The organism is Martinezella hainanensis (genome assembly GCF_900094555.1).
Classification (GTDB): Bacteria; Pseudomonadota; Alphaproteobacteria; order Rhizobiales; family Rhizobiaceae; genus Rhizobium; species Rhizobium hainanense.
Genome location: NZ_FMAC01000011.1, coordinates 134,721 through 155,885, shown reverse-complemented (window position 1 = coordinate 155,885; position 21,165 = coordinate 134,721). Strand labels below are relative to the sequence as shown.

Here is a 21,165-nt window from a genome sequence, read left to right as displayed (position 1 = left end):
TTATCGCGGTGCGGTGCGATGATCGACGAAAAGAAACTTGAAGAACGCCTGATCGTGGTCGAAACGGCCAAATCCTGGAGCCCGCGCGTCGTCTCGCGGCTGGAGACGCTGCTGCGCTCGGGTACTGACGAGGCGCTTTATCGCATCAATCCGATTGAGTTCGCCAAGGAAAAGTCGATTGCCGAGGCTGAAGGGATCGATCTTTTTCTCCATGCGTGCATGGCTGGATTATTCGATATGGACTGGCTGCTTGTGTGTCCGATGTGCTCGGACGTCGTCGAGAGCTTCAGGAGCCTGCGCAAACTGCACACGCATTTTCACTGCCACCTGTGTCAAAGCGATTACGACGCCGCGCTGGACGATTACATCACGGTGACATTTACGGTGTCGCCCGCCGTGCGCAGCATCCGCTTCCATCAACCGGATGAGCTTTCAGCCTGGGATTACGTCTTCCATTATAAGCTGACATCGGGCGGCGTCATGCCGGACGGGGTGCCATGGAGCGAGGCCGCCAAACAGCTGGTGAGGGTGCTTACCCGTATAGAGCCTGGTTCTACGGTCAATCTTGAAGTTGATGCCACCGAAGGCGCACTCCTGGGCCAGGATTTCGAAAGCGACGCTCAATTTTTCTTTCCCGTCGAAAAGGGGGCGGGTTTGACGCCACCCCATGTGCCGGTCATGCTCGACCGCGGCAAATGCGTGGCTGCCGCGGCAGACATCACGCCCGGGAAGATCGTGTTCGAAGTCCACAATGCTGGTAAACTGCCCGTGGTATTCGGCATCCTGCAGCTTCCGTCAGCGACGTTTCAGCGCGAGAGACTTCAATTCGGGCCGTCCCTGTCCGGCAAGCGACTGCTGACGACGCAAACCTTTCGCGACTTCTTTCGCTCGGAGGTGATCAGTGCCACAGAGGGCATTGCGGTTCTCGACGTTACCCTCGTATTCACCGATCTCAAGGGCTCCACGGCGCTCTACGAGCGGATAGGCGATCTTAACGCCTATATTCAGGTACAGCGGCACTTCCAGCATCTTCTCGACGCCACTGTTCGGCACAATGGCGCCGTCACCAAGACGATCGGAGACGCGGTAATGGCGGCATTCTTCACGTCCGCCGATGCGGTGCAGGCAGCACTTGATATGCGCGAGGCGGTCGATCAGCTCAACCGGGATCGCCTGCAACGTGATTTCATCCTCAAGATCGGCGTGCATCGAGGCGCTGCGATCGCGGTCACGCTCAACGAGCGTCTCGATTATTTTGGTCAGACGGTGAATATAGCGGCGCGGGTGCAGAACCTTGCCGATGGCGATGAGATTTGCATTACGGAAGACGTGTATCGCGCACCGGCTGTGGCGGAAATTATTGCGCCCTACCCGCTCGCGAAAAACGAGGCGGAACTCAAGGGCGTCAGCAAGGCCATGTCGATTTATCATATAGCCCGGATAGAGCCCTAGCCTGCTGATCGACATGAATCCCTACTGCCACTATGCACCAGAAGTCATTGTATTCGCTCAGATGATCGCGCCGCTACGCAATGCGCATTCACCTTAATCGCTCAATATAGACAGCGGCCTGAAATGCCACGTTGCCTACACGGTTGATGATGCCGCGTGGCGGCTAGCCAGCCAATCATGGAACGCACTTACCTCGTATCGGCGCAGAGCCTTCGCGGATGCGACCACGTAATAGGCCCATTTCACGGGCCAGCGGACTTCCGGCATGAGATGGACGAGACGACCGCTTTCCAGCTCCTGGGCGACGAGTGCCTTGCGCACGAGGGCCACGCCCCGCGCGGTCACAGCGGCCTGGATGACGGCCGCAGTCGAGTTGATCTTCAATCCGCCATCGGCCAGAGGTTGATTGGCCCCGGATCGGGCGAGCCATTCACTCCAGGTCGGAAAGTCCCCGCCGGGGTGCGGCGTCCCATCATGGATAAGGGTCTGCTCGGCGATCCATCCGGCCGTGACTTCCTGGTCCGGCGGCAGGAGCTTGTTATGGCAGACGGCGATGATCTCCTCCCCCATGAGAAAGGTGGATTTCACGCCCTTCCATGAGCCGAGCCCGCATCGGATACCGATATCGGCCTCTCCCTGGAACAGGTCGATCACGCGATCCGAGACATCAAGCCGAACGTCGATATTGGGATGGCCTTTCGAAAAGTCCTCGAGCCTTGACAGGAGCCAGTTGGCGACAAGCGCCTGCGATGCCGTTACCACCACGACCGAACGAGCCTTGCGGCCCCGCAGTTTTCGCAGCCCGGACTCAAGGAGGTCCAACCCCTGCGCGATATCGTCGAGTGCGTCCCGCGCCTCCTCGACGGGCGTCAGCCGTTCGGCACCAGAGCGGGTTCGTTTGAACAACGGATAGCCGACCCAGTCTTCCAGGGAGCGGACAAGCTGCCCGACAGCTGGCGGCGTGACATCGAGTTCCGTGGACGCACCAACGAAGCTTCCGTGCCTTGCGGCTGCTTCCAATGCCTGCAGCGATTTCAATCTGGTGAGGTTTCTCATATCGGCCACGACAAAGATTTTCTTTCTTCCCGATATGGTGGCTTTTCCTCGTGATTGCAAATGGCGGGGTCTAGGTATGGATCATTGTAGACATGAGGATTGAGCTATGGTTCTTGAAGGAAAGAACGCCCTGGTGACCGGGGGATCGAGCGGAATAGGACTTGCCGCCGCCCAGCTGTTGCGGGACAACGGCGCGCGTGTCGCCATTACCGGACGCTCACAAGGAAAGCTGTCGCAGGCGACAGCGAAACTCGGTGGCGACGTCGTCGCGATCCGGGCAGATGTCACCTCGGTTGTCGATCTCGCCCGGATGAAAACCGAAGTCGAGCAAGCCTTCGCATTTCTGGACATCCTGTTCGTCAACGCCGGCGTCGCGCTCGGCACGCCTTTGGCGACCACGGACGAAGCCACCTACGACAAGATCATGGATGCCAATGTGAAGGGCGCATTCTTCACCGTGCAGGCTGCCCTACCCCTTATTCGCCAGGGCGGCTCGATCATCCTGAACACGTCCTGGCTAAACCAGGTGGGTACCCCTGGCCGGGCGATCCTGTCCGCTTCGAAGGCGGCCGTCCGCTCTTTCGCGCGGACGATGTCGGCCGAGCTGCTCGATCGCAAAATCCGCGTCAATGCGGTTAGCCCCGGCTCGATCGAAACGCCGATCCATCGCGGAAACAACCAGACCGAGGAAGAGTTTCGCGCCTATGCGGATCGTGTCGGCGCGCAAGTGCCGGTTGGACGCATGGGACGGCCGGAGGAGATCGCCGCCGCAGTTCTCTTCCTTGCCAGCGACGTCTCCAGCTACATGCTCGGTGCGGAGATGGTCATCGACGGCGGCAGATCGGAGCTCTGAAATGCTATTGAACGAAGATCTCACCAAGCGCACGCTCGTCCATGCCGCCACGCTCGAATGGGTGCCCAGCCCCGCCAAGGGCGTCGAACGGCGCATGCTGTTTCGGATCGGCGATGAGAAGGCCCGCGCAACCTCCATCGTCCGCTACGCGCCAGAGAGCAGCTTCTCGCACCACCAGCACCCCGGCGGCGAGGAGTTCCTCGTCCTTGACGGCGTGTTCCAGGATGAGAGCGGCGATTTTCCAGCCGGCACCTACGTGCGCAATCCACCCGGAACCGGACACGCCCCCAGGAGCGATAGCGGCTGCACCATTCTCGTCAAGCTCTGGCAGTTCAAGGCGGCCGACCGCGAACGCATCGTCAGGCTGCCCGGTGAAGGTCAGGCAGCCGCTCCTCGCTCCGGTGTCATGTCGTCGACCGTCCTCTTCGAAGGATCGAACGAACGCGTCGTGATGGAGGAGTGGCAGGCAGGCGCCGACGTAGAGGTCGCCAATCCTAAGGGGTTGGAGCTGCTCGTCATCGGCGGCGGTTTCACCGAAAGCGGCGACACTCTCGGTTCTTGGAGCTGGCTGCGCCTTCCAGCAGGGCTGAAGCTTCATGCCAAGGCCGGCCCTCTAGGTGCGCGCGTTTGGTACAAGTCCGCCCCGCTTCTGCACGAAGACGTCCAGGTGTTCGATGCGCCGCCCCAGGAAGGACCGGATAGATGAAGACCTCCAAGGTAGCCGTGATAGGTGCCGGGCTTTCGGGCCTCTATGCGGCGCAAGCGCTTCATTCCGCCGGCGTCGACGTCACTCTCATCGAGGGTCGTGACCGGCTCGGTGGCCGGATCCTGACTGTTGGCGACGACGGGAAGCCATCGGAGGATGGCTTCGATCTTGGCCCGTCCTGGTACTGGCCTTTGACGCAGCCGGCGATGGCGACCCTCATCGACGAGCTCGATCTGCAGTCCTTCCCTCAGCACAGCGCCGGCGACGTGGTTTTCGAGCGGATGTCGCGCGAAAAGCCGCAGAGATATTCGCCCGTAACACAGGACCAGCAGTCGATGCGGCTCGCCGGCGGCACGGGTGCTGCCGTGCGGGCGCTGGCAAGGCGGCTGCCGGCCGAGCGCATTCTTCTTGGAACCAAGGTGACGGTGATGGCGCTGAAGGGCGATGGCGTCGAGCTGTTGCTGCAAACAAATGACGGCAGGACGGAGAGCTTCAATGCCGATCGCGTGGTCGCCGCCCTGCCTCCGCGGCTCCTCGAGGCGACCGTCATGTTCGTACCCCCTCAAGATCCCGAGATTGCCGCCCGCTGGCGCGAGACCCCGACATGGATGGCCCCGCATGCAAAGTTCTTCGCCATCTACGACAAGGCGTTCTGGCGGGCGAACGCACTTTCCGGAACAGCCCAGAGCATGGTCGGCCCCCTCGTCGAAATTCATGATGCGACTTCTGCCTCAGGTCGGCCCGCGCTCTTCGGCTTTCTCGGCGTAGGCGCCGAAGCGCGGGCGACAATCGATAAGGAAACACTGGAGCTTGCATGCATCGCGCAATTGACGAGGCTGTTCGGAGCTGAGGCGCAGTCACCGCAAGCGACCGTCTTCAAGGACTGGGCGGCAGATCCGTTCACGGCCACCGACGCCGACAGAACGGGCGGCGCGCATCCCGTGTCGGGAAGCTCGCGATGGGTCGCTGGCTCCTGGGAAGACCGTCTGCTGTTGGCAGGAAGCGAAACCAGTCCTTCCGAGCCCGGATATCTCGCAGGAGCTGTCGTGGCCGCCAAACGTGCCGTCGCCGACATCCTTTCGCGAATGGAATTGAAATGAACATCGCACATAAGGAACCGGTCGATACAAGCGCCAGCAAACGCAATACATGGATCCTCACGGTGGCTCAGGCGTTCGGTGGGGCAAACGCCCCTATCGTCATTTCGCTCGGAGGGCTCGTCGGGCAGCATCTGTCCCCCGATCCTGGCCTCATCACCCTGCCGGTAAGCTTACTCAATCTCGGCCTTGCACTCGGAACGCTGCCGGCCGCCTATGTCATGCGCCGGTTCGGGCGAAGACGCGGATATCTTTTCGGAACGATGATCGGAATGATCTCGGGCCTGATCGCCGCTGCGGGTATCATCCTCTCGAGTTTCGTCGTGTTCTGCCTCGGAACCTGCATGGCCGGCTTCTACTCCTCCTACGTCCAGAGCTACCGGTTTGCGGCGGCAGACAACGCGACTGGCGCGGAAGCGCAGAGGGCGATCGCCCGTGTCATGGTCGGTGGCCTGATCGCCGCCATCATCGGTCCCCAACTCGTCATCTGGACCAGGGACGCGGTTCCCGGCACGGCATTCGCCGGGAGCTTTATCAGCCAGGCGATGCTTGCCGCTCTGGCGTTTCCTGTCCTGTGGCGCCTGCGTGCGCCATCCTCACAGAAATCGAAGGGCATAACCGACGCCGCCGAACGCCCGCTCCTGCAGATCCTGACCTCTCCCCGGTATCTGCTTGCGATCGCGAGTGGGGTCGTCTCCTACGGCCTGATGACCTTCGTAATGACGGCCTCCCCGGTCGCCATGGTCGGACACGGCCATTCCATCGACCAGGCGGCGCTTGGAATCCAATGGCACATCCTTGCCATGTACGGCCCTTCATTCATCACCGGCCGCCTCATGGTCCGGTTTGGCAAGGAGCGCGTTGCGGCCATCGGGCTTCTCCTGATCGGCTGCTCGGCCGCCGTCGCGCTCTTCGGTTTCGACATTGCCCATTTCTGGGGATCGCTCCTACTCCTGGGAATCGGCTGGAACTTCGGCTTTATCGGCGCAACCTCGATGGTCGCCGACTGCCATACCCCTGCGGAACGAAGCAAGGTCCAGGGCGCAAACGACTTCCTCGTCTTCGGAACCGTCGCTTGCGCTTCTTTCTTCTCCGGATCGCTGCTTCACAGCTCGGGATGGGAGGCAATCAACTGGATTGTTCTACCGGCAGTCGCTCTGGTTTTGGTCCCTCTCGTTTGGGCGCGGAACAAATGGCCTGCGTCGTTGAACTAAAGTGCGTCGCGATCTTTCAGATCCGCTCTACGCACTTCAAGTTTTTGATTCCATGCGTGTCGTTATTTGAAACCGATCTCACGCCGGCTTCATCGAAGTCAGTATTTCCTGCTCGATGACGGCCTCGGCGGCATTCCAAGCTTTTGTCGCGATGGTCGGATCATGAAAAGCGCGAGCATCGATCGTCGCGCCGTCCAGAAGTATCATCAGGATTGAAGCGATGCGCGCAGCGGCTGGTTCCGGCAAAAGCGTCTTCAGCATGTCGGCCATCCATGCCGTCATGGTCTTCTTGTATTGAATGGCCACGGCAGAGATCTTTGGATAATCGGTGCCGAATTCGGCAAGTGCGCGCTCGAAAAGGCAGCCGGAAAATTCCGGGGTGCCGAACCATGCCTCGTGCCAGGCAAAAATAGCTCTCAATTGTTCTTTTGCCGAAGCCATCGGCTCAACGCATGCCCGAAGACTGGCCATGATGTCGTGATAGCGGCGATCGAGCACCGCGGTAATCAGGTCATCCTTGCCGGGGAAATGGTTGTAGAGCGTCATGCGGGCGACACCGGCTTCGGCCAGGATGCGGTCTATGCCGACCGGATGAAAGCCGTGCCTCGAAAACAGGTCGGTCGCAATGAGGATAAGTTGCTCTTTTTTCGGGCTCATCGATGCCTCAGGCGAAGTTCATTCTGCAATGGACAGATTATGCTTCGTTGTCCAGCGATTCCCATATGGACTTTCTATACTGACCGTTCTATCTAAATAGTCAAATCGGCGCCGATGGTGCTTCCTAAGTCTGCGTGAATCCATGAATGTAACGGAAAGCCATCCCGTCGCATTTCCCTGCCGCAAGGCTGCCGGACGAGATTTGGTGCGAGCACGCAAAACGTTTGCTCGTAACCCCATTGTCGCATTCTCCGGTTGCTCTACCTATCGCTCAAAGGCCCCGGGCCTATAAGCAAACAGTCCCCGTGACCCAGATATATTCGACCTTGATGTTCAATTTTTCGACCCTCGACTTTCCTGAAAAAGATCGGTTTCACGCTTGGGTCAGCGACAATCACTGCGATTGCATATTGCGGGATGATGCTCCTATCGCGTTCGACGCTGAAGCAAGCGGTGCGGCTCTCGGTCCCCTTATCCTATCCGCCAGGCGGTGGCTCAATCAGGCCCGACCTTCCGCCTATGAGGTCAATCGAACAGAGCGACATATACGAAGCGACGGTCAGGATTTCTTCCGTTTCACCTTGATGGTGAGCGGCCAATTCCTGTGCCGATGGACCACCGATCGACCCGTAAAATCGGCTGGTGATCTTTTCGTTCTTGACGCCGCTCAAGTGAACCAAGGTATGGTTGCCGCCGGTGAAGTGATTTCTTTGGTGGTGCCGAGAGATCTCCTGCCGAGCCGCACCCAGCTTTTGCACGGGCTGACTCTCGCAGGTGGCGTCGGTCGTCTCCTTGGAGACCATCTCCTTTCGTTGTCGCGAAACCTTGCAAGCCTGGGCGAGCATGAAGTCCCCTATGTCGTTCAATCGACCTTGCAGCTTTTGACCGCTTCGGTTTCGCTGACGCCGGATACGGTCGTTGAAGCAGCCAGCCCGATAAGAGATGCGCTCTTCAATCGGATCCTGCGCTACATCGATGCGCATTTGCTGGATGCCAATCTTACGCCCGATCGGATTTGCCGGGACGTCGGCCTGTCGCGCGCAAAACTCTATCAACTGTTCGAAGGCAGCGGTGGGGTCATGCGGCAAATACAGCGCAGGAGACTGCATCGCGCTTACCAAATGCTGGCGGATCCCAATCGGTCGCAGCCTCATATCGCCGAGATCGCCTGGCGGCATGGCTTCTCGAACGAAAAATACTTCTACCGCCTGTTCAAAGCCGAATTCGGTCATACTCCCGGTGACACTTTGGAGAATATACGCGCCGGCTCATCGCTGAAGCACATTGTTTCTCATCGCCGTCGAGAGGATGATACTCGGCCTGCGGGCTGGACCTTGCCTTTCGGCGTACCCGGCAACTGAAAACATCTGTCAGGCGACAGCCGACACCATCCGTCATTCTCTCGTTTGCAGTGGTGTCGACGTCGACGATACTTATTTGCCGAACGGGTTAGCCTTTCCGTCCCATTCGAGCGGGTTGCCGCCTGTCGGCTGCTGGGAGGTCGCCGCGTTCTGCTGGCTGCCGCTGCCGTCATCCGACTTCGGCTGGAATCTTGGCGAGAAATGCGGCAGCATCAGCCGTGCCCAGGAACGATTGATCTTGGAAGCCTCGTCGGGGCAGCGGGCCGCCCGTTCTTTCGGCAGCATGCCATTGTCAACAATCGCACTGTTGCTTGTCGGATCAAGGCCATAGACCATGCAGAGCAGGTTGAAGTAGCGCTGCGCATCGAGCGAATGCTCGTCCGCAAACGACGCCGTATCCGGCGTGCTCGACGATTGGCTGTTGACCTTGAACCAGACGGACGCCAGTTGGAGAACGCGGGCAATATCGTTCTTGGTTTCATTATCATCGACATGCGAAAGCAATAGGACCGCGGCGAGCTGATCGACGGAATCTTCTTCGCGGCCGACAGCAGGAATATCCAGCAGGTCGATCAATGCGTGGCCGGATTCGTGCAGCAGGATGAAGCGGAGATTGTCCTTGACGAACTCGATCGTCAACGCCTCCGGGTCCGATGCGCCTTTCGACAGCGCTTTGCCCATCTGCAGGAGACTGTCGATCATCTCATAGCAGAGAAAGACCGCGCCGTTCTTCTTGTTGTAAAATGCATTGACCGTATCGCATTGTCGCGTGACGTAGTGCAGCGGACGCGGCGTCACGAAAAGTCCGTCGAGACCGTCGATTTCGGGAATGTTCAAAAAGAGGTGGGTATCGACGGCCCATTTGTAGGCGTAATTCAGCTTTGAATCTTCCGGCGGAAAATAGTGATAGACGAAGCGCAATCCCTTGCCGTCCGATGTCACCAACGAACCGTCCGAAGGTGGCGGCAGTGCGCCGTCCTTCTGTTCCGTAAGCCCGTCATCGCCGCCAGCCTGCGCCGTTTGGCTGTCAGCGGAACCATTGCTCTGCTCCGATTGCGTCTGACCGTCGGTCGAACTGTCTGCCGAACCATTGCCATTTGATGCAGATCCGCGGCCGCTGGCGCTTGCGAGATCCGCAAGTTTCGTCAATGTCGGGTAGCTCGGATCGCCGTCAGCCGGATTTTCTCCGAACGGATAAAAGCCGTTGGAAATCAACACGGAGATGTTTTCGATGATCTTGCTGTTCTTGTCGGCGTTCCAGCTAAGATCATAGCCGCGGATTTCGCTGCCTCTCTGCTCGAAACGCGAATAGAATTTACGATCCCCGGCCGTACCCGAGACGATGAACCAGTTTCGACGCTTGAGCTGATAGGTGATCGTGCTGCCCTGCTCACTGACAAGATTTTGATAGACTGCATCGATATCGCCCGGGCCACTATTGGCAAAACGTGCCGTCTTCAGCCCGACGGCGCCATCCTCCGTCTGCAGGGTTTCACCGCCGAGCGTGTTGCCTTGCCGTTTGGTCAGCAAGCCTGCGGGATAGGAGATCGTCATGCCTGTCAGGGAACTGTCCAGTGCGCGCCATTGCAGTTGCTTGCGCAGATCGAGTGCCGTCCCTCCCAACTCAAGCGCGTCCTGGGCCGAAAGCTTGCCGGTGGCCGGACGGTTATGATCGCGCTGATAGCTTGCGATCGCGTTGCGGCCACTCGGCCCGAAGGAGCCGTCGGCAAAGCCATTATAGTAACCGAGCAGAATGAGCCCTTCCTGCGTGAGCCGCCTCTCCCAAATGTTAAGCGCATCCTCGATCGAGCCGGCGCTTTCAGATTCCGGCTGAGCGGCATCCTGGTTTGAAGACTGCGCGAAAGCAGGCTGGATCGATGCGGATAATGGAACGGCCAGGAGAAGAGCCAGGGCAAAGAAGATTTTCCTGGAACAGCAAAGCCTCAAGGCGAAATTCATCATCGGCGAGCTCCGGTTCTCCAGGTGGACTGTCGTAGAAGAGGACATGCTTGGCATGAGAAGGCGTTTGTACATGTCGGAAAATCACTGCCCGGAAACGGTTCGCAGCAGCAACACGTCGATGTCGCGGTCGGGCGCATAATTCTTGATATCCATCTCGAATTGCGTCGGAGAGATCTTCTTCACGCTGTTGCCACAAAAGGAGACCAGCGTTTTGGGATCGCCCTTGTCGACGATCAGCTTGAAATCGCCGATCGGCCCGGCCCAATTGCCGCCCGAGGTGATGACATAGGAAAGATACTGCTCGAAAGCCTGAACGCCTTTGGCATTGTCATCAGATATCCGCTTGTAGAGAGAGCGGGCCGACTTCAAGAAGGTTTCGTCGGTGCAGAACTTCTCGCGATAGGATTTAAGCTGATCCGCGTCCATGTCCGGAGCGCCGAGCGACAGCGTCGACTGACTGCCGACGACAGGCACATAGGTCTGCTGTACGACGATCTCCTTCCCTTTCGGGAAGGTCTGGCTTCGCCAATATTTGGATCGTAGCGTCCAGAGCGGATAGAGAGTGGCTGGCTGTCCGTTATAATCGCCCTCGCCGGTATCAAAGATACCGGCATCCACCAACTCCTTGCGCAGCGCGTTCGTCAAGCGACCGATCGCCGCCTCGGTGGCCTCGGCTGTCGGCACCAGAGATATATGCAGCTCCTTGAGCCTGTCCGTAATCTCCTCGTCCGGCTGCCCATCCGCGACGAGGAAAGCGCGCTGTTCAAGCTGCGAGGCAACGGGTTGCCCATCGACCACGGTTTGGAATTTCATGAAATTATCGCTCGCCGGGTCGGGAACGACGGTCGTGGAGTTGGATCCGCCGCCCGGAAATGCGGGCATCGGAAAGGCGATGGTCGTCGTATAGTCTGCGTTCGTTAGATTGCGGAAGCGGTAGGAAATGCGAATGCCTGCGGCGGACAGGTACAGATCCTCCGAGACGAGTGCGATCCTGTCCGTTTTCTGAAGGACCAGGCCGCCGGTTCCGAGCGTGGCCGAGCTGTCGTCGCCGAGGGCTGGGGTGGATAGCAGTACAATGGCAATACAGGCGAGCGGGCTAAAGCGCATGACCAGGTCTTTCTAAATTGACGGGAATGGCAGGGGCGGCGTGTAGAGTCCGTCACGAGCCATGCTGGTGACCGGTCGGCAGTCATCTATCCGCAGATCGTTGCGCCCACGGGATCGCGACGGATTTCGATTACTGGAGATGTCAGGCTTCGAGCTTGAATTTTGCATGATCCGCCGTGATTCAGGACGATATCTGATCTACCCTGCAAAGGCATTGCGGGCATGGGAGCGCAGGGCTCGAAGGCCTTTATCAGAGCGCGTTGCCCGCACCGATCTCCGCGCGTCTTTCGTAGGTGTACATCCGTCCATATTTCCGAGAATCCATCGTGATAGCTGACGAGCAGGTCCTCAGAATTTGAAGGCAACCTGCGCCAGAACACTCAAAGTTCGCCCCCCGTTCGAAAGAACCGGATTTACCGCGGCATCTGCTCAACCGCCGAAAGCGCGTAACCGCGTTGAACTGTCCCGTTAAAGACTGCGCCGTGACAGCTTAGGGAATAACGCTCCCAGGAGTTATTGGTGACGATCGACCGTGTTGGCGCATCCACGGTGCGGTTCTGATAATTGACCTCGGCCTCATAGAGGGCCTGTTCACCAGGCCCTTGCGAGATACCCTTGGTCGAGACCAGGGTTTGACGTGTGCCGCCCTCCTGCATTGCGACGGGCTCTGGCATGGCCAAGGCCATCTGTTCCCGATGTTTCTCCGTCAGATAGGTCAGGCATGCGGCAAAGCTCGAAAAAGGGCCGGCCACGAGAGGTTCGGGCGGCAGGGATCCGCTGGCAAGCGCTGTGCGGGCGATAAGAAATAGGCAAGCGGCGGCGAGCCATGGACCGACATGGAGCGCTCGCCGGGGCCTCGTCGTCTTAGTCATGGATCCATCTGGTAAAACAATATCCATTGGTTCTCTCTGCCGTCGAAACGGAGTTTCACTATGTCGCCTACCTGAGATCCAGGCGCTGAATGTTCGTTCCGCCTTGTCCTGGGTCGCTTCCCAAGCTGCCCTCACTGCGCCGTCGGATAGATCGGGCTTGTCAGGCACTGGTCGAACCAGGCTGCATCCGTCGTTTCGAGCGGCCAGATGCCTTCGACATCGAGTTTGGCAAAGTTCGTCTTCGGCGATGGAAAATGTTGATCCGCGTCGGGGTTGAGCGTCCAGGTCACATCCTTGCCGCCGCCGCAGATATCGCCCGATTGGTCGTCGCACAGAGCGGCGGGCTTCGCATTGTCGCCTTCGATGGTGCTGACGGCATGATATTCATAGAGGGACCAGCTGGCCCATTCCGTGCTGGCGCTGCAAAGGCGGGTCTTGTTCTGGACGTGCATGGCGCCGCTGCATTGATAGGAATAGCTCGACCCCTCCCTGTCGTTGGGAATGAACTCGCAACTCGTATCGAAGCCGGCAAAGGCGCCCCCGGTGTATTTTGCAAGAAAACGGCGCTGCGCCTGAGCTTGCATGACCAACCCCTTCTCTGATTGATCGCTGAGCTGCGCGGTGCGGTCTGTGATCGCTTGTCGCAGCTTTCCGGCCGGGATGGCCGAACCATCCGAGCCGGTCTTCAGCCCTTCGTTGCGTGCCGCGATCCAACGGCGTTGGCTATTCACCAGCATCGAGCGGATTTCCGGATCCGACGCTGATTTGAGGAGCGCGGCATAGGCTTGCCCCATAGCCGCGTCGGCCGCCTTGAGGCCGGCATTGCCGCAGATTCTCTTATCGATCGGATCACTCGCCTTGGTGCAGTCGATTGCCCAGGAAGGAGTTGCAAGCCCCACTCCCAGGATCGCCAGAAGGCCCGCGATCATCAGTCGAACTCTTGCAATGGAATGGTGACGACACATGGTGAGCTGCGCTCCTCTATTGGTTCTGCCGGGCGCGGCTGTCAATTCGCCTTATGCCATTTGGATCGTTCGCAGGTGGCCTCATAGTCCGAAACCATCGGCTTGCTATCACCGTAGCTGGTGAGGCTTAGCTCCATGTCGCCCTTGTGATAATAGTAGCTGCAGGATGCCAGATCCGTGCCCGAGCAATCGGTCGCCTCGATGATCCCGCTCTTGCGAATATTGTCGCCGACGAAATCCTGATAGGCCGGAGCGGGACTGCGAAACGGCTCCCACCCTTCGGCAATGATCGCCGCGCGGGCTTCGACGACGGGCTTGCCATAAACATTCGGCACCACGGCCTGTCCGCCACAGACGGACTGCTCTTTCGTCAGAGGCTCGACTTCAATCGCGCGGCCATCGACGAGCCGAACGTCGCCAATAGGCGTTTGGACAAGGTCGCCATCGACAATACGCAGGCTGTCCTTGGCCGCGATGATCCTGCCGATCGATAGCGTGCTGTTCTTATTTGCATAGATGATGGCGAAAAGCTGCGTGCCGCTAAAGAGCGCGATATTGCCCTGACTGATCTCACAGGCACCGGCGGTCGAAGGTTCGAATTCGCCGGCAAAGCTAACAGCATCATAGGATCCGAGCTTTGCTTCTCCCGTCACTCCCCAGCCGAGAGCATTGGCCGTCTTTCCGCCCGCGCTCTTCGGAACGACCAGCGCGTCGCATTCCTCCCGGGATTGGGCCGAGGCAGGCGCTTTGGGCAATTGTGATAGAAGCGCAATTTCAAGCCCCGGAACCCGCGACCGTATGCTCGGCGCAACCTCTGCGCCCTGGCCCGCCGCAATCGGACCGCCACCCAAAAGAAGGGCCAATACAAGGAAAGTACGACCGGCCGACAGTTGGAAGATACGCTTGGGAGTAATCAATAGGGCCTCGAAGACATGAACATCAGTGAAAAATACAGGGATGTCTATTCAACGCCTGTGTACCGTTCAAGACATGCGGACCTGCGTGAGGTCTACTCCCCTCCATCTCGAGTGCACATCCGTCTAGAATTGCGCTTTCGCGGTATTCCACATCGAAAAAAAGCGCATCAGCGGGCTTGCACCGCTTCCTTTCGCGACAATCGCTTTTTCCGGACCGTAGCTTGAAATTGCTGGCCGCATCATGAGCCTGCCGAGCCGGCATTCACGTTCGGCGCTCGGGCAGTGCAGGATCATCCATAACAAGTGCACTTGCGTTCAGAATTCGGAAATCGGCTGTCATCGATCACGCCATCGGGCTATGCGGATATCGCGACTGCGACAGAGGTTCCGTTTGAGACGATGTGCCTCCCCTTTTGTGATCCGCTGTCGTGAGAGGGCAAACACCGATTCATGCGTAAGTTCCTATTCATTCTTGCGGTTGCTGGCATGGCGGGCATCGCCCACGCCGAGGACACCAATTTCTACGATCTTCTGAAAGATCCAGCTCATGCCAAGTCATGGAAGGCCATGCTGTCATCGGCCAAGGGAACGCCTGCCTGGGTGCGCGACGAGAACAGATTCATAGCGGAACCGGTCAAGACCATATCCATCGACGCGCTGGACTACTCGATCAGCATCCTTGCCAAGCAGCACGCGACAAACGATGGCCAGGCGGCAATCCTCTTTAAGGCGGATGGAACGCAGGCATGGGCGGAGATCCAGGACGAGAAGAGCCCAAAGCTCTACTTGGGCAACCCTTCCGCAGCACAGAAGGCCGCGCTGGACAAGGCTCTGGCGGAGTAGTCGCGTGCGCGTTCCGATGCAGCTGTCGAGCTTCCTGTGCTGTGCTCTTCTTGGAGCGCCGCTAGCGATGACATCACGCGCAGATGCAAACGATGTGCAGACAACCGAGCAGACCGGGACACAACAGTCGACGTCCGCCGGCTCTGCGACGGCACGAAGTGACGATACGTCCCCATGCAACAGTTTATCGACTTGCCTCGCCATCGCTCAGGAAGACACTCAAACAGGCGCAAACCGATCGCTTGCCTATAGCAGGGTCGGCTATATCAAGATTGACGGCAACGAACCGGATCCGGCCGAGGAGTACTTCAGCCGAGCGCTGGAACTCGATGCAAATTCGGACATCGCCTATGCGGGGCGAAGTGATGCCGAGTTTGCGAAAGGGGATTATGAGAAGGCCGTCGCCGACGCCAAGAAGGCGATAGAATTGAAGCCGGATAGCCATCCAGAGGCCTATCTCATCCTCGGCACCCTCGCTGATCGCAATGGCGATCATGAAGCAAGGATCGGCTATATGAACAAGGCCATCGCACTTGCTCCCGATTTTGCGGAAGCCTATGCCGGACGTGGCAACGGCTATCTTGCGGAAAACAAATATGATCTGGCTCTGGTCGATCTCAACAAGGCCGTTGCTCTCAAGCCTGAACTGTCGGGCATGCTGCAGCAGGCTTTCGAGGTTGCATATGTCGAGCGAGGCGGTCTGTACGTAAAGGACGGTAACTACGGTGCAGCGATCGACGACTATACCCGTGCCTTGCAGCTGACCCCCCTCAACACAAGAGCGCTCAACGATCAGGGTGATGCCTACAACATGACCGGCGACTTCGGCAGCGCCATTGCGGATTTCACGAAAGCCATAGAAAGCGATCCGTCCTATCCCTATGCCTACAGCAATCGCGGTCTTTCCTACTTCAAGATCGGAAGGAACGATCAGGCGCTCCTCGACCTCGACAAGGCTATCGAACTCAACGATCGATCAAGCTCGACCTATTTCGTGCGAGGCGAGGTTTACCGAAGCAAATCGGACTTTAAGTCCGCATTGGCCGATTTTCAAAAGGCACTCGAACTGGCGGCGACCGATGATCCTCACCGCGCCAACATGCTGTCGGCGATTGAATCGGTGAAGAGATGAATACCATCGCCAGCTCCGCTACGCATCCCGCCTGGGATTGGCCGCCGCGGCTTTCCTACCCTGCCCCCTAAACCCATTGTCACATTATCAACAGAGGACGTTTTCGCTTTGTATAAGACAGCTTTTTACGCTTTCGCGCTCGCCACCATCTCTATCAGTTCGGCTGCTGCTGCCAGCACATGCTCGCAGCACTATCAAAGCAGCGGTGTTCCGCTCGTGACCGGTGTGACCTATAAGACCTGGATGGAATTCCCGTCAGTCAGCCCGGCCGTTGCGTTTGACAAGGTATCGCGGGCGGTCCTGGCCGAGGGTTTTGTGGATGTGAATGCCGAAAAACAACTCGGCACGCTCACCGCACAGCAGGAAACGACCGGTTCGGGTCGCCCTCAGACCCTTCGCGTCGTCGTCAGAAAGAGCGGCAAGGGTAGCCGGATTGACGCTCTCTTCATGGTGCCGCAGGGCCAGGTTGCTCCCAACATGAGCGACAATCTCTGCCGCGTCGTCAATTCCGTGGCCGATTGAGCTTCCCGCAATTCTACGCGCGTGCGAATGTCTAATCTCACCGTACGTCGATCGCTTTTTGAGCCGGCCGCTACATGCGGCCGCGCGCTTCGAGTTGAGAGGCCGTGTTCGCCGGGGCACAAATTGTCGGCTGCCGCAGCTCAGTAGGAAATACGCCCATCGACGATGGGTGACGACCCTGAAGAAAGCTGCTGTTTCAACACCTGTCTCGCATCATCGCTGACAATAGACATGGGAGCGGCGACCACAACTTTCGCGGCGGAGCCCGCCAAGTCAGCGGTTCGCACGGCGGCTATGCCAACCCGATCCGCAAGCGAGACTTGTCCGGTGTCCAGCGACTGTCCTGCCAGCCGCCGTCCAAGCAACTGCACCATATCCCGATTGTCCGCAAACGTATTGTGGCCCAGCGCATCGTCGGGTTTAACGGAACTCGTATCAACGACTGTGATCCCGAGCTTGGCCAAATCCGCGGCATAGGGCGTTGAATCGAAGCCACCGACACGGTTGACCCCGCCGGAGAGCCATCGCGAAACCTGTAGCGCCTTATCCCTTGTCGACGAGAAGATCGTGAAGTGCGGACGTTGCTGCCCCATCTCGATCATCTGCCGGCGAAAGACGTCGATATCGATGTCGGGCGACGCCAGGATGACATTCTTTACCTTCGCCGGAATTGTCTTGTTGCGCATGGCAACGCCGCGCAACGCTTCCGCCGTCAGCCAGGATCCCATGGAATGGGCAAGGATCGTCACCTCCCCGACATCGGGGCTTTTGGCAGACTGCAGGATCAGATCCTCCAGCGCCCGCCGTGAGAAATTCGTGCTCTCCTTATCATAGAGGTAGTCGAAGACATTGCCGCGCGAGGGCCAGGTGAAGAGGATCGGCGCGGCATCCGTTCCGGAATCATGGATGATTTGCACGAAACGAAAGACCGCGTCGGAATAGGTATTGTTGAAGCCGTGCACGAAAATGACGACCTGGCGCTTGGCATTGCGGTTCTTGCCGAACCATTCGAAAATGTCGCGCTCGGAGGTCACCCTTCCGACCTTGAGGACTGCAAACTCCTTCTCAGGATTGGCGGGCACATGCGATGGCCATTGCACTTCGCCAATCTTGCGGTTTCGATCCGGAGGAATGGAAACGACGATATCGTTGAGAGAAATCGCCGTTCCGCGCTCACCGGAGTAGAGCTCCCCCGGCTTGTCGGTCGGTTGGCGGGTCGTCGCCACGATCATGTCCACAGTGCTCGTGCCTGGCCCTTTGGCTGCGACCGGCTGGAGAACATTCTCCAGCCGTCCCGCGCATCCGGCCAACATCGATAGGGCCATCAGGACAGAAAGACATGACCGCCTGGGAGCAAAGGTCACTCTTCGAGCTTCAGACATCAGATCGCCTCATGCTGCGCGTCGTCGCGGGGAATGCGGAACCAGGCAACATACAGGGCGGGAAGGAAAAGCAGCGTCAGAACCGTACCGACGACGATGCCGCCCATCATCGCATAGGCCATCGGACCCCAGAATATCTCCCTGGAGATCGGGATCAGCGCAAGCGTTGCCGCCGCGGCCGTCAGCATGATGGGCCGCATTCGATGCTCCGTCGCCTCGATGACGGCTTGCCAAGCCGGCACGCCCTCGCTTCGAAGATGCTCGATCTGCACGACGAGGATTACCGAGTTTCGGATCAGGATACCTATGAGGGCAAGCACGCCAAGGATTGCGACGAACCCCATGGGCGCGTTGCTAAAGAGGAGTGCGGTCACCACGCCGATAAGCGCTGTTGGAGCGACAGCGAACACCAGAAAGAGCCTGCTGAAACTCTGCAGCTGGATCATCAGGATCGTTGCCATGATGAACAGCATCAGCGGCGCGACAGCTACGATCGGCCCTTGCGCTTTGGCGCTTTCTTCGACCGAGCCGCCGTCGACGATATGATAGCCGCTCGGAAGCGCCTTGCGGAATTCGTCGACTTTCGGCTTCAGTTCGTTGACAATCGTCGCCGGTTGCGTCGATCCGACGACCGCGGCCTTGATGGTGATGGTCGGTATGCGCGTCCGCCGCCAGATCGTCGGCTGCTCCAGCTCATAGTGGAAATTGGCGACTGCCGAGAGGGGAACGGACTTGCCGTTGGAACCGCCCAGTTGCAGGTTCTGCAGCGTCTCGATCGAGCCACGCTCGGCCGTCTGGGCTCTCCCGATCACATCGATCAGATAGATGTCGTCCCGAATATTTGTCGCCGCCGTTCCCTCGACGATGCCGTTGAGAGCCGTTGCGATATCTTGCGACGAGACGCCCAATTGCCGCGCCTTGTCCTGCAGAACGTCGACTTTGACGACGCGGGAAGGCTCATTCCAGTCGAAGGTCATGTTGGACAGCAAGGGATGCTGACCGACGATCGAAGCAAATTGCTGGGTGATATCCCGGACCTTCTGGATATCAGGCCCACTGATCCGGTACTGTACCGGCTTGCCGACCGGAGGACCGATGTCGAGCAGCTTCACGAATGCATCGGTTCCAGGGAAGGTCTTTGTCAGATAATCCTGCAGTTCGGCTTTGACCTTGTCGCGAACGTCAAGCCCCTTGGTGACGATCACCGTCTGGCCGAACGAGACGTCGGGCGTTTGCACGTCGAAGGACAGGATGAAGCGAGGAGCGCCTTGTCCGACATAGCTCGTCCAATGATCGATATCCTTGTTGTTCGCCAGCATCTCGCGTTCGAACCTGGCCATCTGCTTGTTCGTCTCGGAAATGGAGCTGTTTTGCGGCAGGTTCCAGTCGACGATCAGTTCAGGTCTGTCGGAGGAAGGGAAGAACTGTTGCTGCACCAGGCTCATCCCGCCGATGGAGAGGGCAAACGCAGCTACGGTCGCACCGATGGTTATCCAGCGCCAACGCAGGGCGAGGTTCAGGAGCCAGGCAAAGACGCGCGCAAAGCGGCCTTTCTGTTCATGGTGGGATTTCATGGTTTTCGGAAGGATCGTCACGCCGAGCAGCGGCGTGAACAACACTGCGACGATCCATGAGACCAGGAGCGAAACGGCGATGACCACGAAGAGAGTGAATGTGAATTCGCCGGCAGCACTGGTGTTGAGTCCGACAGGGATAAAGCCCGCGACCGTTACAAGCGTGCCCGTCAACATCGGGAAGGCCGTCGAGGTATAGACGTAAGTCGCAGCCTTTCTCAGATCGTCGCCCACTTCCAGCCGGGCAACCATCATCTCGACGGCGATCATGGCATCATCAACGAGAAGGCCAAGCGCGATGATGAGTGCGCCAAGCGAAATACGCTGCATGGAAATGCCGGTGTAGGCCATGACAAGAAAGGTGATCGCCAGCACAAGCGGAATGGAAATGGCAACCACGAGGCCTGCCCGAACACCAAGGCTGATGAAGCTGATCGCCAGCACGATGACGATCGCCTCGAACAAGGCCCGCGTGAAACCCGACACCGCTTCGTCGACGACGGCAGGCTGATCGGAAACGCGCTGGACGTCGACGCCGATCGGAAGATCGGCCGTGACCTGCTCGATTTCCTTGTCGAGCGCCTTGCCGAATTCAAGCAGATTTGCCCCGGTCTTCATGCCGATGGCAAGCCCGATGGCCGGCTGCCCGTTAAATCTGAACAGGGATGAAGGCGGATCGACATAGCCGCGTTTGATCGTCGCAACGTCGGTCAATGGAAAGAAGCGATCGTTGACGCGGAGATTGATCGATTTGAGGCTTTCCTCGGACGTAAACTGACCGCTCACCCGCAAGGCGATGCGCTCGGGACCGGCATCGACGAAACCCGACTGCGTCACGGCATTCTGTGCCTGAAGCGTGTCGATGACTGACTGCTGGTTAAGACCGAGAGCGGCGATCTTGCGCGTGGAAAATTCGAGATAGATGGCCTCGTCCTGCGCGCCGATAATATCCACCTTGCCGATATTGGGAACCGTCAGCACTTTTGCACGTGCATCCTCGACCAGGTCGCGAAGCTGGCGCTGCGTCAGCCCGTCGCTCGTAAAGGCATAGATATTGCCATAGACGTCGCCGAAGTTATCGTTGAAAAACGGTCCGACGACACCGCTTGGAAAATCGCCCTTGATGTCGCCGACCATGTTGCGGACCCGCATCCAGATGGCATTGACATCCTTGGCCTTGGTCGTCGGCAGAAGTTCGACGAAAATGGTCGTCTGGCCGGCAACCGTCTCGCTCTTCGTATAGTCGAGCGAATCCAGCTCCTCGAGTTTCTTTTCGATGCGGTCGGTGACCTGCTTGGTCACCTCCTCGGCCGATGCGCCAGGCCACTGCGCCTGAATGATCATGGTCTTGATGGTGAAGGCGGGATCTTCTTCGCGACCGAGGCCGATATAGGAAAATGCGCCGGCCAGAATGAAGACGATCATGAAGTACCAGACGAGCGAACGATGTTCGAGCGCCCAGTCGGACAGGTTGAATTTTTTCACGGGGATCT

18 protein-coding genes are annotated in these 21,165 nt (G+C 58.6%); 9 read left to right on the top strand and 9 right to left on the bottom strand.

Going from position 1 to position 21,165, the window contains the following annotated elements:
- Nucleotides 1-18 precede the first annotated feature (18 nt).
- Nucleotides 19-1,452 (top strand): adenylate/guanylate cyclase domain-containing protein, encoded by a 1,434-nt coding sequence (locus tag GA0061100_RS27695; RefSeq protein ID WP_075856066.1) that lies wholly within the window; start codon nt 19-21, stop codon nt 1,450-1,452.
- Between the two features lie 135 nt (nt 1,453-1,587).
- Here the strand turns inward: GA0061100_RS27695 and GA0061100_RS27690 are convergent, their stop codons facing one another.
- Nucleotides 1,588-2,508 (bottom strand): LysR substrate-binding domain-containing protein, encoded by a 921-nt coding sequence (locus GA0061100_RS27690; protein WP_075856096.1) that lies wholly within the window; start codon nt 2,506-2,508, stop codon nt 1,588-1,590.
- Between the two features lie 106 nt (nt 2,509-2,614).
- Here GA0061100_RS27690 and GA0061100_RS27685 point away from each other — a divergent pair, with 106 nt between their 5' ends.
- Genes GA0061100_RS27685 through GA0061100_RS27670 form a run of 4 tightly spaced genes read left to right on the top strand, consistent with a single transcriptional unit; the run spans nt 2,615 to nt 6,378 of the window.
- Nucleotides 2,615-3,361 carry an SDR family oxidoreductase gene (locus GA0061100_RS27685; RefSeq protein ID WP_075856065.1) on the top strand — a complete coding sequence of 249 codons (747 nt, stop codon included), beginning with the start codon at nt 2,615-2,617 and terminating at the stop codon, nt 3,359-3,361.
- Nucleotide 3,362: 1 nt separating this feature from the next.
- Complete coding sequence (locus GA0061100_RS27680) at nt 3,363-4,067, top strand: cupin domain-containing protein (protein WP_075856064.1); 705 nt, start codon at nt 3,363-3,365, stop codon at nt 4,065-4,067.
- The gene (locus tag GA0061100_RS27675; RefSeq protein WP_075856063.1) at nt 4,064-5,167 is read left to right on the top strand and encodes a flavin monoamine oxidase family protein; all 1,104 of its coding nucleotides are present in this window, start codon (nt 4,064-4,066) and stop codon (nt 5,165-5,167) included. Before GA0061100_RS27680 ends, GA0061100_RS27675 begins: the two co-directional genes overlap by 4 nt.
- Nucleotides 5,164-6,378 (top strand): MFS transporter, encoded by a 1,215-nt coding sequence (locus tag GA0061100_RS27670; protein WP_075856062.1) that lies wholly within the window; start codon nt 5,164-5,166, stop codon nt 6,376-6,378. Before GA0061100_RS27675 ends, GA0061100_RS27670 begins: the two co-directional genes overlap by 4 nt.
- A gap of 78 nt (nt 6,379-6,456) precedes the next feature.
- Here the strand turns inward: GA0061100_RS27670 and GA0061100_RS27665 are convergent, their stop codons facing one another.
- Entirely contained in the window at nt 6,457-7,035 is a 579-nt protein-coding gene (locus GA0061100_RS27665; protein WP_075856061.1) for a TetR/AcrR family transcriptional regulator, read from the bottom strand.
- Nucleotides 7,036-7,364: 329 nt separating this feature from the next.
- Here GA0061100_RS27665 and GA0061100_RS27660 point away from each other — a divergent pair, with 329 nt between their 5' ends.
- Nucleotides 7,365-8,396, top strand: a complete 1,032-nt coding sequence (locus GA0061100_RS27660) for a helix-turn-helix domain-containing protein (RefSeq protein WP_075856095.1) — start codon at nt 7,365-7,367, stop codon at nt 8,394-8,396.
- Nucleotides 8,397-8,468: 72 nt separating this feature from the next.
- On the opposite strand, the gene GA0061100_RS27655 is transcribed toward GA0061100_RS27660, so the two are convergent.
- From GA0061100_RS27655 to GA0061100_RS27635, 5 genes are all read right to left on the bottom strand, one after another.
- A complete protein-coding gene (locus GA0061100_RS27655) occupies nt 8,469-10,358 on the bottom strand; it encodes a DUF4344 domain-containing metallopeptidase (RefSeq protein WP_143525547.1) in 1,890 nt (629 codons plus the stop codon).
- Nucleotides 10,359-10,439: 81 nt separating this feature from the next.
- On the bottom strand, nt 10,440-11,465 hold the full coding sequence (locus GA0061100_RS27650) for a DUF4424 domain-containing protein (protein WP_075856060.1): 1,026 nt from the start codon (nt 11,463-11,465) through the stop codon (nt 10,440-10,442).
- 413 nt (nt 11,466-11,878) lie between these two features.
- Complete coding sequence (locus GA0061100_RS27645) at nt 11,879-12,337, bottom strand: hypothetical protein (RefSeq protein ID WP_143525546.1); 459 nt, start codon at nt 12,335-12,337, stop codon at nt 11,879-11,881.
- Between the two features lie 131 nt (nt 12,338-12,468).
- Nucleotides 12,469-13,266 (bottom strand): lysozyme inhibitor LprI family protein, encoded by a 798-nt coding sequence (locus GA0061100_RS27640; RefSeq protein WP_075856058.1) that lies wholly within the window; start codon nt 13,264-13,266, stop codon nt 12,469-12,471.
- A gap of 77 nt (nt 13,267-13,343) precedes the next feature.
- Nucleotides 13,344-14,219, bottom strand: coding sequence for a hypothetical protein (locus GA0061100_RS27635; RefSeq protein WP_143525545.1), 876 nt, complete (start codon nt 14,217-14,219; stop codon nt 13,344-13,346).
- Between the two features lie 450 nt (nt 14,220-14,669).
- On the opposite strand from GA0061100_RS27635, the gene GA0061100_RS27630 reads away from it, so the two are divergent.
- The 3 genes from GA0061100_RS27630 to GA0061100_RS27620 all read left to right on the top strand — a co-directional run bounded on the left by GA0061100_RS27630 (nt 14,670) and on the right by GA0061100_RS27620 (nt 16,716).
- The gene (locus tag GA0061100_RS27630) at nt 14,670-15,062 is read left to right on the top strand and encodes an Ivy family c-type lysozyme inhibitor (protein WP_075856056.1); all 393 of its coding nucleotides are present in this window, start codon (nt 14,670-14,672) and stop codon (nt 15,060-15,062) included.
- Between the two features lie 67 nt (nt 15,063-15,129).
- Nucleotides 15,130-16,194 (top strand): tetratricopeptide repeat protein, encoded by a 1,065-nt coding sequence (locus GA0061100_RS27625; RefSeq protein WP_075856055.1) that lies wholly within the window; start codon nt 15,130-15,132, stop codon nt 16,192-16,194.
- Nucleotides 16,195-16,302: 108 nt separating this feature from the next.
- Nucleotides 16,303-16,716, top strand: a complete 414-nt coding sequence (locus GA0061100_RS27620) for a hypothetical protein (RefSeq protein ID WP_075856054.1) — start codon at nt 16,303-16,305, stop codon at nt 16,714-16,716.
- A gap of 140 nt (nt 16,717-16,856) precedes the next feature.
- Here GA0061100_RS27620 and GA0061100_RS27615 read toward each other — a convergent pair whose 3' ends face one another.
- A complete protein-coding gene (locus GA0061100_RS27615) occupies nt 16,857-18,098 on the bottom strand; it encodes an alpha/beta hydrolase (protein ID WP_244557967.1) in 1,242 nt (413 codons plus the stop codon).
- Nucleotides 18,098-21,157: an efflux RND transporter permease subunit gene (locus GA0061100_RS27610; protein WP_075856052.1), complete on the bottom strand. Its 3,060-nt coding sequence runs from the start codon at nt 21,155-21,157 to the stop codon at nt 18,098-18,100. The genes GA0061100_RS27615 and GA0061100_RS27610 overlap by 1 nt, the downstream gene beginning before the upstream one ends.
- Between the last annotated feature and the right edge of the window lie 8 nt (nt 21,158-21,165).